At 71.0% G+C, this 12,808-nt stretch carries 9 protein-coding genes; 6 read left to right on the top strand and 3 right to left on the bottom strand.

The genetic code is table 11. The annotated features are described in order from the left end of the window. Positions 1-547: tetratricopeptide repeat protein (locus ACIG36_RS28775; protein ID WP_399933940.1), on the top strand; the 547-nt coding region annotated here is incomplete at its 5' end. 307 nt (positions 548-854) lie between these two features. Here ACIG36_RS28775 and ACIG36_RS28770 read toward each other — a convergent pair. The 3 genes from ACIG36_RS28770 to ACIG36_RS28760 all read right to left on the bottom strand — a co-directional run bounded on the left by ACIG36_RS28770 (position 855) and on the right by ACIG36_RS28760 (position 4,959). Continuing rightward, positions 855-1,442: a Uma2 family endonuclease gene (locus ACIG36_RS28770; protein WP_399933937.1), complete on the bottom strand. Its 588-nt coding sequence runs from the start codon at positions 1,440-1,442 to the stop codon at positions 855-857. Between the two features lie 138 nt (positions 1,443-1,580). Then, positions 1,581-4,004 (bottom strand): endopeptidase La, encoded by a 2,424-nt coding sequence (lon, locus tag ACIG36_RS28765; protein WP_399933933.1) that lies wholly within the window; start codon positions 4,002-4,004, stop codon positions 1,581-1,583. A gap of 178 nt (positions 4,005-4,182) precedes the next feature. After that, positions 4,183-4,959, bottom strand: a complete 777-nt coding sequence (locus tag ACIG36_RS28760) for a rhomboid-like protein (RefSeq protein ID WP_399933930.1) — start codon at positions 4,957-4,959, stop codon at positions 4,183-4,185. Positions 4,960-5,156: 197 nt separating this feature from the next. Between ACIG36_RS28760 and ACIG36_RS28755 the strand changes: the two genes are divergently transcribed. From ACIG36_RS28755 to ACIG36_RS28735, 5 genes are all read left to right on the top strand, one after another. Next, entirely contained in the window at positions 5,157-5,882 is a 726-nt protein-coding gene (locus ACIG36_RS28755; RefSeq protein WP_399933928.1) for a spermidine synthase, read from the top strand. A gap of 89 nt (positions 5,883-5,971) precedes the next feature. Further along, positions 5,972-6,709 carry a response regulator transcription factor gene (locus tag ACIG36_RS28750; RefSeq protein ID WP_399933925.1) on the top strand — a complete coding sequence of 246 codons (738 nt, stop codon included), beginning with the start codon at positions 5,972-5,974 and terminating at the stop codon, positions 6,707-6,709. Further along, complete coding sequence (locus ACIG36_RS28745) at positions 6,706-7,809, top strand: ATP-binding protein (RefSeq protein ID WP_399933923.1); 1,104 nt, start codon at positions 6,706-6,708, stop codon at positions 7,807-7,809. Before ACIG36_RS28750 ends, ACIG36_RS28745 begins: the two co-directional genes overlap by 4 nt. A gap of 241 nt (positions 7,810-8,050) precedes the next feature. After that, positions 8,051-11,851, top strand: coding sequence for a multifunctional oxoglutarate decarboxylase/oxoglutarate dehydrogenase thiamine pyrophosphate-binding subunit/dihydrolipoyllysine-residue succinyltransferase subunit (locus tag ACIG36_RS28740; protein ID WP_399933921.1), 3,801 nt, complete (start codon positions 8,051-8,053; stop codon positions 11,849-11,851). Positions 11,852-11,952: 101 nt separating this feature from the next. After that, positions 11,953-12,798 (top strand): NAD(P)H-binding protein, encoded by an 846-nt coding sequence (locus ACIG36_RS28735; protein ID WP_399933918.1) that lies wholly within the window; start codon positions 11,953-11,955, stop codon positions 12,796-12,798. Positions 12,799-12,808: the final 10 nt, after the last annotated feature.

The raw sequence follows: 12,808 nt of genomic DNA, 5'->3' as shown, positions 1-12,808 counted from the left end.
CGACTACGGCAACTACGCCCGCGAACACGGCGACCTCGGCCAGGCCCGCGACCTGATCGCCGAGGGCGAGAACGGCTTCCGCGAACTCCTCGGCCCCGCCCACCCCATCAGCACCGGCATGCTCTCCAACACCGGCCTCGTCCTGCAGGCCGCCGGCGAACGCGCCGAGGCCCTCACCATGTTCGAGGCCGCCCTCGCAGGCCTGTCGGCCACCCTCGGCCCCGACCACCCCTGGGTCCTGGGCTGCGCCCTCAACGCCGCCGGCGGCCGCAACTTCAACGGCCGCCTCGACATCGCCCAGGAACTCAGCCGCGACACCCTCCGCCGCGCCCGCCACGCCCTGGGCGAGGACCACCCCTTCACCCTCTCCTGCGAGGTCGCCCTCGCCATGGACCTGCGCGGCCTGCGCGAACACGAGGAGGCCGGCAAGGTCGAGGAGAGCGCCCTCCAACGCCTGACCCGCACCCTGGGCGCCCAGCACCCGCACACCCTGGCGGCCCGGCAGAGGGTACGGCCCTACTGGGACTTCGAGCCCTACATGGGGTGAGGCGAGCGGAAACGTCTCCGGCGAAACGCCACCGGGCCCCCACCGCTTCGGCGGTAGGGGCCCGGACGGATATCAGCGCTCAGTCCCGCCCGAATTCGTCCGTGATGATCGTCAGGCCGACGACCCCTGGAGATCACTTCGGCTATGAACTCGGCGTCCTGGTGCTGCCAACGGCCCTCAGAGCCTCGGGACGCGCCTTCCTTCAGAAGGGTGATATCGGACGCGAATCCGTTCAGATAGCCGGGAAAGTCGATGCGAACGTCGGAATGTCCAGGCTGAGCTCGTCGCTGTCGGCCATCTTGATCATTCAGTCCCGAGGGAACTTCCCGGTCTCCAGCGTCACGCCCAGCGTGGTGTCGGTCAGGTCGATCGGGTCGCCGAAAGCGAGCTTGCGGATGGTGCAGTACTCGCCGTCCTTCGGCATCGTGTGCACATGGCACTGCCCGGTGTACGGGTCGGCGATCACGTACACCGGGATCTCACCGGCGGCGTAGGCGGCCTTCTTCTTCCCGTAATCGTTGTCTCGGGTCTCGCGGGAGATGACTTCGAGAACGAACTCGACGTCCTGGTAGCGCCAATTCCCCTTCTCATCGGGTTCCGCGCCCTCGGACACCTTGTACAGGTCGGGCGCGAATCCGTTGCTGTAGCCGGGCAGGTCGAGGCGGACGTCCATTTCGATCGGGCTGTCCGGCCCGAATCGGGCGGCCAGTTGAAGCAACACACTCTTGATGATGGCCGAGTGCGTGCGCCTCTGCGGCGACATGACGATTGCCCCCTCAACGATCTCGCCCTTGAATCCCTCGGGGACGATCTCGTAGAGGAGCTCGAACATGTCGTCGAAGCCCTGCTCGTCGTTGTCGGCCATCTCGGTCCTGTCGATCAGTGCGACGGTCACTGTGGCGCTCCTCCCCGCTGCCGCTGATTCTCAGCAGCCGCGCAGTACAACGATACGCACGGGCATCCGGACACGCCCCCGGCCCGATCCCCTCGCACTGTCGTGCGGGGAACCGGGCCTTCGTCCCGGCCGCGTCCGTCACGCCGCGACCGGAACCTCCAGGTCGCCGGTGGTGGCGGCCAGTGCCGGTGTCAGGGCGAGTTGCAGGACCTGGCGGACGTCCGAGACCGGGTGGACGTCCAGCGTGGCCAGGATCTCCGCGGGGACGTCGTCCAGGTCCGGCTCGTTGCGCTTGGGGATGATGACCGTGGTGACGCCCGCCCGCTGCGCGGCCAGCAGCTTCTGCTTCACGCCGCCGATGGGCAGGACGCGGCCCGTCAGGGAGACCTCGCCGGTCATCGCCACGTCCGGCCGCACCTGGCGGCCGGAGAGCAGCGAGGCCAGGGCCGTCGTCATCGTGACGCCCGCGCTCGGGCCGTCCTTGGGGACGGCGCCCGCCGGTACGTGCAGGTGGACGCCGCGTTCCTTGAAGTCGGCGACCGGCAGCTCCAGCTCGGCCCCGTGCGAGCGCAGGAAGGAGAGCGCGATCTGCGCCGACTCCTTCATGACGTCGCCCAGCTGGCCGGTGAGGGTCACGCCCGCGCCGCCGGTCTCCGGGTCGGCCAGCGACGCCTCGACGAAGAGGACGTCGCCGCCGGTGCCCGTGACCGCCAGGCCCGTGGCCACGCCGGGGACGGCCGTGCGGCGCTCGGCCGGGTCCTGGGCGGACTCGGGCGTGTGGTGCGGCCGCCCGATCAGCGGGCGCAGCTCGTCGGCGCCGACGGTGAAGGGCAGCTCGCGCTCACCCAGTTCGTGCTGGGCCGCGATCTTGCGCAGCAGCCTGGCCACCGCCCGCTCGAGGTTGCGCACGCCCGCCTCGCGCGTGTACTCGCCCGCCAGCTTGCGCAGGGCCCCGTCCTCCAGCGTGATCTCGCCCGGCTCCATGCCGGCCCGCTCCAGCTGCCTGGGCAGCAGGTGGTCGCGGGCGATGACGACCTTCTCGTCCTCGGTGTAGCCGTCGAGGCGGACCAGCTCCATGCGGTCGAGCAGGGCCTCCGGGATGGCCTCCAGGACGTTGGCCGTCGCCAGGAAGACGACGTCCGAGAGGTCGAGCTCGACCTCCAGATAGTGGTCGCGGAAGGTGTGGTTCTGGGCCGGGTCGAGGACCTCGAGCAGGGCGGCCGCCGGGTCGCCCCGGAAGTCCGAGCCGACCTTGTCGATCTCATCGAGGAGGACGACCGGGTTCATCGAACCGGCCTCCTTGATGGCGCGCACGATCCGGCCGGGCAGCGCTCCCACGTACGTGCGCCGGTGGCCGCGGATCTCCGCCTCGTCGCGGACGCCGCCGAGCGCCACACGGACGAAGTCGCGGCCCATCGCGCGGGCGACGGACTCGCCCAGCGAGGTCTTTCCGACACCGGGCGGGCCGACGAGCGCGAGCACCGCGCCCCCGCGCCGCCCGCCGACCACGCCCAGCCCCCGATCGGCGCGCCGCTTGCGCACCGCCAGGTACTCGGTGATCCGTTCCTTGACGTCCTCCAGGCCCGCGTGGTCCCGGTCGAGCACGGCCCTGGCGCCCGGGATGTCGTAGGCGTCCTCGGCGCGCTTGTTCCAGGGCATCTCCAGAACCGTGTCGAGCCAGGTGCGGATCCAGCCGCCCTCGGGGCTCTGGTCGGAGGCGCGCTCGAGCTTGCCGACCTCCTTCAGGGCGGCCTCGCGGACCTTCTCCGGCAGGCCGGCGGCCTCGACGCGGGCGCGGTAGTCCTCGGACTCGTTCTCCGGGTCGCCGTTGAGCTCGGCGAGCTCCTTGCGGACGGCCTCGAGCTGGCGGCGCAGCAGGAATTCGCGCTGCTGCTTGTCGACGCCCTCCTGGACGTCCTTGGCGATGGACTCGGCGACGTCCTGCTCGGCAAGGTGGTCGCCGAGCCACTTCACGGCGAGCTTGAGCCGGGCCACCGGGTCGGCGGTCTCCAGCAGCTCGACGCGCTGGGCGACGGTCAGGAAGGGCGAGTAGCCGGAGTTGTCGGCGAGGAGTGAGACGTCGTCGATGGCCTGGACGCGGTCGACCACCTGCCAGGCGCCGCGCTTGCGCAGCCAGCTGGTGGCGAGGGCCTTGTACTCCTTCATCAGCTCGGTGACCGCACCGGGCACGGGGTCCGGGGTGATCTCCTCCATCGGGGTGCCCTCGACCCACAGGGCGGCGCCGGGGCCGGTGGTGCCGGCGCCGATCCGCACCCGGCGGACGCCGCGGATGAGGGCGCCCGGGTCGCCGTCGGACAGCCGGCCCACCTGCTCGACCGTGCCGAGTGTGCCCACGCCCGCGTAGGTGCCGTCGACGCGCGGCACCAGCAGCACGCGCGGCTTGGCGCCCGAGCCCTCGCCGGTCGCCGCGGCCTGTGCCGCCTCGACGGCGGCCCTTACCTCCGCGTCCGAAAGGTCCAGGGGTACGACCATGCCGGGCAGCACCACCTCGTCGTCGAGCGGCAGCACGGGCAGGGTGAGCGGTGTGGACGTCGAAGCCATGATCTCCCCTTCGGCAGGCAAGTTGAGCTATGCCGACTCAATGCTCGGGCTGCCTCGCTTGTTCCCGGGGTCCGGGCTCTGTTCGCTGTGGGCGATCACGGCGCTGTCCCCACCGTGCGAAAACGCCGGCCGGGCCGAAAATCAGCCCGACCGGCGTTCGAGAAACTCTCGGGAGCTCTCAGCCCCGGCGCAGCGCGTCCTCGCGCTCCGGCTCCGGCTCCGCCACGCGCTGGCGCGGCACCGGAAGCGGCAGCACGCTCTCCGCGGCACCGCCCGGAGGGGGTGGGGGCGGCGGCTCGTCGCGGAGCAGCGACCGGCAGGCGATGCCCGTCAGCAGCGCGATCGGGTGGCCCCAGCTGGCCAGCGGGTCGACGAGCTCGATCAGGTCCTGGGCGCACATCGCCCCGGCTATGCCCAGCAGGAGCCACTTCCAGCGGCTCGGCAGCAGCCCCGACAGTGCGCCGACGGACGCCATCAGGCCGAAGCTGATGCCGTAGTCGAGGCGGTGCAGCGAGGCCTCGGGCAGCCGGCCCGCGGCGACCGCGCCCGCGACGGGCAGCTCCGTGGCCAGCGTGGCCAGGACGTGCCCGGCGAGGAAGACCCCGGCCGTGCGGGCGCCGCCGACGCGGCGCTCCAGCGCCGTCATCACCAGGGCGAAGACCGGAACGTAGGCGGAGTACAGGCCGCCTGCCACCCACAGGGCGCTGGCGACGAGGACGAACAGCGGCTGGTCGGCCAGGTGGGCCGCGTCCGTGCTGGACTCGCGCAGCAGTTCGTCGACAGTGGCCTCGTCGCCGAGGTGGGTGTAGAGGGCGGTGGCGACGAGGACCAGGCCGTAGAAGAAGGTGAACGGCGTCCCGGTCGGCGTCGGCAGCAGTAGGCCGAGCCCGCGGAGCACACGCCGGCGGCGCGAGGGCGCCGCTTCGGTTTTCACGTCGGCGTCAACCGCAGTCACCCGGACCGAGCCCCTTTCCCCGCGGGCCCGTCCGGCGTTCGAAAGACCCGCACTGGAACATTAAGGTGCACAGCCGCCCGCCGATTCAACCCCTGGACGTGACTCCGGTCACCCTTGTCAACCTCTTGACGCGCGGTCGCGTCGGCGGGGCCGTCGCCGATCATTGAATCGATCACTGAGCCGATCACTGTGGAGGCATGCGAATGACCGTCCCGGACACCCGGCAGCAGTACGCCGGCGACGCACCCGTCACGATCGAGCGCCGCGAGGGCCCGCACGGGGAGGTCGTGCTGCGGCGGCGGGGGGCGCACTACGAGATCATCGCCAACGGCTGCTTCCTGATGGACACCGCCGACGGCCGTTCCGAGCGCCTGCTCGTGGACGCGGCCCTGGGCGCGCTGCCCGCCGGCCGCCCGGCGCCCTCGGTCCTGATCGGCGGGCTGGGCGTCGGCTTCTCGCTGGCGCGGGCGGCCGGAGAGCCGCGCTGGGGGCGGATCACCGTCGTCGAGCGCGAGGCCGCGGTGATCGACTGGCACCGCACCGGTCCGCTGGCCGAGATCTCCGGCCGGGCGCTGGCCGACCCCCGGACGGAGATCGTCCACGACGACCTGGTCACCTATCTGCACACAGCGGATATCCCTGACGCCCCGCACGCCCGCTTCGACGCCCTCTGCCTCGACATCGACAACGGCCCCGACTGGACCGTCACGGACGACAACGACAGCCTCTACTCCCCCTCGGGCCTCGCCGCCTGCCGGGCCCGGCTGACCCCCGGCGGAGTGCTCGCCGTCTGGTCCGCGCAGCCCTCCCCGGCATTCGAACAAACCCTACGGAATGCCGGGTTCGCCGGGGTTATTACTGAAGAGATCACCGTTGCCCGAGGCGTCCCCGACGTGGTCCACCTCGGCATCCGCGCCGCGTAGCCGAGCCGCGCCGGGTGCCCGTACCCTGCCTTCCACAGCTGCACGACTGCCAGCGAAAACGCATTCGGAAGACGCTAGGGGCGGGGCGCATGGAGCAGACACACATCGGCCCGAACGGCGCCGCAGCCTCTGCCGGGGCGCAGCGCCGGGTACTGATCGTCGAGGACGACAGGACGATCACGGACGCCATCGCGGCCCGGCTGCGGGCCGAGGGATTTCAGGTACGTACCGCGGGCGACGGGCCCGCGGCGGTGGACACCGCCGAGGCATGGCAGCCGGACCTGCTGGTCCTGGACGTCATGCTGCCGGGCTTCGACGGGCTGGAGGTCTGCCGCAGAGTGCAGGCCCAGCGCCCGGTGCCCGTGCTGATGCTCACCGCGCGCGACGACGAGACCGACATGCTGGTCGGTCTCGGCGTCGGCGCCGACGACTACATGACCAAACCGTTCTCGATGCGCGAGCTGGCGGCCCGGGTGCATGTGCTGCTGCGCCGTGTGGAGCGGGCGACGCTGGCCGCGCACACGCCGCGCAGCGGCATCCTGCGGCTGGGGGAGCTGGAGATCGACCACGCGCAGCGCAGGGTGCGGGTGCGCGGCGGGGACGTCCACCTGACGCCGACGGAGTTCGACCTGCTGGTCTGCCTGGCCAACACCCCGCGCGCGGTCCTCTCGCGCGAGCAGCTGCTGGCCGAGGTGTGGGACTGGGCGGACGCCTCGGGCACCCGCACCGTGGACAGCCACATCAAGGCGCTGCGCCGCAAGATCGGGGCGGAGCGGATCCGTACGGTCCACGGTGTCGGGTACGCGCTGGAGACACCGGCGGCATGACGGCGAGGGGCGGCCGGCGGTGGCCGCGCGGTGTGTGGAGCCGGGTCTGGGAGGCACTGCGCCCCCTGGACCCGTACCGGTCGGTGAAGGCGGCGCTGGGCGCCCTCGTCATCGGCTCGGTGGTGATCACGACGTTCCTGGTGTTCGTCGCGATCCACTCGGCGACCGAGCTCCGGGTGATCACCATCTTCTCCATCATCGCGTCACTGCTGATCACCCAGTTCGTGGCGCACGGGCTGACGGCGCCGCTGGACGAGATGACCGAGGTCACCCGGGCGATGGCACAGGGTGACTACACCCGGCGGGTGGGCGGCGGACGGCGGGACGAGTTCGGCGACCTGGCCACCGCCTTCAACCGCATGGCGGCGGACCTGGAGGCGGTGGACACCCAGCGCAAGGAGCTGGTCGCCAACGTCTCGCACGAGCTGCGCACCCCCATCGCCGGGCTGCGGGCCGTCCTGGAGAACGTGGTGGACGGCGTCTCGGCCGCCGACCCCGAGACCATGCGCACGGCCCTGAAGCAGACCGAACGGCTGGGCCGGCTGGTCGAGCAGCTGCTGGACCTGTCCCGGCTGGACAACGGGGTGGTGCCGCTGCGCGCCCGGCGCTTCGAGGTGTGGCCCTACCTCGCGGGCGTGCTCAAGGAGGCCAGCATGGCCTGCGGCAGCGGCTCCTCGCCGCGCGCCCGCAAGGACGTCCATCTGCACCTGGATGTCTCGCCGCCGGAGCTCACCGCGCACGCGGACGCCGAACGGCTGCACCAGGTGGTGGCCAATCTGGTCGACAACGCCGTCAAGCACAGCCCCCCGCACGGACGGGTCACCGTGCGCGCCCGGCGCGGCGAGGGCGCCCAGTCGCTCGCCCTGGAGGTCGTGGACGAGGGCCCCGGCATCCCCGAGGCCGAGCGGCACCGGGTCTTCGAGCGCTTCAACCGGGGCTCGGGCCCGCAGGGACCGGGCGGCGACGGCGGTACGGGCCTGGGGCTGGCGATCGCCCGCTGGGCGGTCGATCTGCACGGCGGGAGCATAGGAGTGGCCGAATCACCGCGTGGCTGCCGCATCAGGGTCACTCTTCCGGGCGGACCTCGAGAACAGACTTGACGTAGGGTCGGTGGTGGGAGCACACGTCCGGACCGGGCGTGGGGCGCGATGCGGCGAACCCAGAAGACCCCGGGGGAAGCGGAACCACCGGGTTTTCCCGCCATGTCATGCCCTGAAACCCGGGGCCGAGTGTGACTTAGGCGACGACTGGCCCGGGTGGCCTGCATCTAAGGTCCCGACAGGCGTAGCCTTTATTCCCGCTGTCCACCACCTTAGGAAGCGGAAGAGGGCGGTTGCCGCCGTGTCGCCACAGTCCCCCAACACCTCGAGCGTCTCGACCGACCAAGCGGGGCAGGCCAAGAGTCCTGCCGACGTGTTCGGTCCCAATGAGTGGCTCGTCGACGAGATCTACCAGCAGTACCTCCAGGACCCGAACTCGGTCGACCGAGCCTGGTGGGACTTCTTCGCCGACTACAAGCCGGGTCAGACGGCGGCCGCGCCGCCGACGGGGGCCGCGGCTCCCGTGACGCCGGGCGCTCCCGCGCCCGCGCAGGCCCCCGCGGCCCCGGCCCAGCCGGCCCCCGTGGCCCAGGCCCCCGCGGCCCCGGCCGCTCCGGCCCAGCCGGCGCCCGTGGCGAAGCCCGCCGCGGCCGCCCCCGCGAAGCCCGCCGCCGCGGCGCCCGCCAAGCCGGCGGCCGCCAAGCCCGCGGCGAAGCCCGCCGAGCCGGCCGCCGGTCCGGAGCTGGTCACCCTGCGCGGTCCGTCCGCCGCGGTCGCCAAGAACATGAACGCCTCCCTGGAGCTGCCGACGGCCACGTCCGTCCGCGCCGTCCCGGTGAAGCTGCTGTTCGACCAGCGCATCGTCATCAACAACCACCTCAAGCGCGCCCGGGGTGGCAAGGTCTCCTTCACGCACCTCATCGGCTACGCCATGGTGCAGGCGCTGAAGCTGATGCCGTCGATGAACCACTCCTTCATGGAGAAGGACGGCAAGCCCACCCTCGTCAAGCCCGAGCACGTCAACCTGGGCCTGGCGATCGACCTGGTGAAGCCGAACGGCGACCGCCAGCTCGTGGTGGCGGCCATCAAGAAGGCCGAGACCCTGAACTTCTTCGAGTTCTGGCAGGCCTACGAGGACATCGTCCGCCGCGCCCGCGTCGGCAAGCTGACGATGGACGACTTCACCGGGGTCACCGCGTCGCTGACCAACCCCGGCGGCATCGGCACCGTGCACTCCGTGCCGCGCCTGATGCCCGGCCAGGGCCTCATCATCGGCGTGGGCGCCATGGACTACCCCGCCGAGTTCCAGGGCACCTCGCAGGACGCCCTGAACAAGATGGGCATCTCCAAGGTGATGACCCTGACGTCGACCTACGACCACCGGGTCATCCAGGGCGCCGCCTCCGGCGAGTTCCTGCGGATCATGCACCAGCTGCTGCTCGGCGAGAACGACTTCTACGACGAGATCTTCCAGGCGCTGCGCATCCCCTACGAGCCGGTCCGCTGGCTCAAGGACATCGACGCCTCGCACGACGACGACGTCACCAAGGCCGCCCGCGTCTTCGAGCTGATCCACTCCTACCGGGTCCGCGGCCACGTCATGGCCGACACCGACCCGCTGGAGTACCGCCAGCGCAAGCACCCCGACCTCGACATCACCGAGCACGGCCTCACCCTGTGGGACCTCGAGCGCGAGTTCGCGGTCGGCGGCTTCGCCGGCAAGTCGATGATGAAGCTGCGCGACATCCTGGGCGTGCTGCGCGACTCGTACTGCCGCACCACCGGCATCGAGTTCATGCACATCCAGGACCCCAAGCAGCGCAAGTGGATCCAGGACCGCGTCGAGCGCGGCCACTCCAAGCCCGAGCGCGAGGAGCAGCTGCGCATCCTGCGCCGGCTGAACGCGGCCGAGGCGTTCGAGACGTTCCTGCAGACGAAGTACGTCGGCCAGAAGCGCTTCTCGCTGGAGGGCGGCGAGTCCGTCATCCCGCTGCTGGACGCCGTGCTGGACGCGGCCGCCGAGGCCCGCCTGGACGAGGCCGTCATCGGCATGGCCCACCGCGGCCGCCTCAACGTCCTCGCCAACATCGTCGGCAAGTCCTACGCGCAGATCTTCCGCGAGTTCGAGGGCAACCTCGACCCGAAGTCGATGCACGGCTCCGGCGACGTGAAGTACCACCTGGGTGCCGAGGGCGTCTTCACCGGCCTGGACGGCGAGCAGATCAACGTCTCGCTGGCCGCCAACCCCTCCCACCTGGAGACGGTCGACCCGGTCGTCGAGGGCATCGCCCGCGCCAAGCAGGACATCATCGGCAAGGCCGGCACGGACTTCACCGTCCTGCCGATCCAGCTGCACGGCGACGCGGCCTTCGCGGGCCAGGGCGTCGTGGCCGAGACCCTGAACATGTCGCAGCTGCGCGGCTACCGCACCGGCGGCACCGTGCACATCGTCATCAACAACCAGGTCGGCTTCACCGCGCCGCCGGAGTCCTCGCGCTCGTCGATGTACTGCACCGACGTCGCCCGGATGATCGAGGCGCCGATCTTCCACGTGAACGGTGACGACCCGGAGGCCGTGGTCCGCGTCGCGCGGCTGGCCTTCGAGTTCCGCCAGGCGTTCAACAAGGACGTCGTCATCGACCTGATCTGCTACCGCCGTCGCGGCCACAACGAGTCCGACAACCCGGGCTTCACCCAGCCGCTGATGTACGACCTGATCGACAAGAAGCGCTCGGTGCGCAAGCTCTACACCGAGTCCCTCATCGGTCGCGGCGACATCACCCTGGAGGAGGCCGAGCAGGCCCTGCAGGACTACCAGGGCCAGCTGGAGAAGGTCTTCATCGAGGTCCGCGAGGCCGACACGGCCCCGGCCGAGAACACCCCGGCCCCGGCCCCGCTGGACGGCTTCCCGGTCGCGGTCGACACCGCGATCTCCCAGGAGGTCGTCAAGCGGATCGCCGAGTCCCAGGTCAACCTGCCCGAGAGCGTCACCGTGCACCCGCGTCTGCTGCCGCAGCTGCAGCGCCGCGCGTCCAGCGTCGAGGACGGCACGATCGACTGGGGCATGGGCGAGACCCTGGCCTTCGGCTCGCTGCTGATGGAGGGCACCCCGGTCCGGCTCGCCGGCCAGGACTCCCGCCGCGGCACCTTCGGCCAGCGCCACGCGGTGCTCGTCGACCGGGAGACCGGCGAGGACTTCACCCCGCTGCTCTACCTGTCCGAGGACCAGGCCCGCTACAACGTCTACGACTCGCTGCTCAGCGAGTACGCGGCGATGGGCTTCGAGTACGGCTACTCGCTGGCCCGCCCGGACGCGCTGGTGATGTGGGAGGCGCAGTTCGGCGACTTCGTCAACGGCGCCCAGTCGGTGGTGGACGAGTTCATCTCCTCCTCCGAGCAGAAGTGGAACCAGACCTCTGGTGTCACCCTGCTGCTGCCGCACGGCTACGAGGGCCAGGGCCCGGACCACTCCTCGGCCCGCGTCGAGCGCTTCCTGCAGCTGTGCGCGCAGAACAACATGACGGTCGCCATGCCGACGCTGCCGTCGAACTACTTCCACCTGCTGCGCTGGCAGGTCCACAACCCGCACCACAAGCCGCTGATCGTCTTCACCCCGAAGTCGATGCTGCGTCTGAAGGCCGCGGCGTCGAAGGTGGAGGAGTTCACCAGCGGTGGCTTCCGCCCGGTGATCGGTGACGAGCACGTCAAGGCGGAGGACGTCCGCAAGGTCGTGTTCTGCGCCGGCAAGGTCTACTACGACCTGATCGCCGAGCGGGACAAGCGCGGCACGACCGACACCGCCATCATCCGCCTCGAGCGCCTCTACCCGCTGCCGGGTGCGGAGCTCCAGGCCGAGATCGCCAAGTTCCCCAACGCCGAGAAGTACATCTGGGCGCAGGAGGAGCCGGCGAACCAGGGTGCGTGGCCGTTCATCGCGCTGAACCTGATCGACCACCTGGACCTGGCGGTCGGCGCCGACATCCCGGCCCGCGAGCGTCTGCGCCGGATCTCCCGGCCGCACTCCTCGTCCCCGGCGGTCGGCTCGGCCAAGCGCCACCAGGCGGAGCAGCAGGCCCTCGTGGCCGAGGTCTTCGACGCCTGACCTCGCCTTCGGGCATGAACCGGGCCCCCACCGCTTCGGCGGTGGGGGCCCGGTGGCGTTTCGGACGGAATACTGCGGGCAGGGCCGAGGCTGACCTGATCATGAGTGAGATTCTTGTGACGGGCGCGACCGGCAACGTCGGCCGGCAGGTTGTTGCCCAGCTCTTGGCCACAGGTGCCGCCGTGCGGGCGTTGGTGCGTGATCCCGAGTCGGCCGGGCTGCCGGAAGGAGTCGAGGTCGTCGGCGGGGACCTGTCCGTGCCGGGCACGCTGGACGAGGCGCTGACGGGGAGCGACACCGTGTTCCTGATCTGGCCTTTTCTCACGACCGAGAGGGCCCCGGCCGTGCTGGAGGCGATTGCACGCCATGCCCGCCGCGTCGTCTATCTCTCGTCGTCCGGTGTGAACGAGAACGCCGAGCGGCAGACCGACCCGATCAATCAGCTCCACGCGGACATGGAGCGCCTGATCGAGGAGTGCGGCCTGGAGTGGACCGTCCTGCGGTCGAACACCATCGCCTCCAACGCACGGGGGTGGGCGGAGCAGATCCGCACCACGCACGTCGTCCGCGGCCCCGACATCGCCGCCACGGCAGTGATCCACGAACGCGATGTCGCGGCTGTGGCGGTTCGCATACTGACCGATGACGGGCACGCGGGCGCGAAACACGTCCTGACCGGCCCGCAGGTACTGAGCAGGGCCGAGCAGGTGGAGAGCATCGGCGAGGCGATCGGGCGGACCGTGCGCTTCGAGAAGGTCCCCGTACAGGTCGCACGAGAGCGGATGCTCGCCGACGGCAGGCCACCTGCTCTCGTCGAGGCCCTGCTGGCCAGCGCCGAAACGCGGCCCGAGTCGAACGTGATCACCCCCACGGTGGAAGAGATCACCGGAGCGCCGGCGCGCACGTTCCGCTCGTGGGCCCAGGAGCACGCGGACGATTTCCGCTAGGTGCAGCGGC

It is taken from the genome of Streptomyces sp. NPDC053048 (genome assembly GCF_044547045.1).
GTDB lineage: Bacteria > Actinomycetota > Actinomycetes > Streptomycetales > Streptomycetaceae > Streptomyces.
Note: the sequence above shows the minus strand (reverse complement) of the source record. Positions and strands in the feature narration are given on the sequence as shown.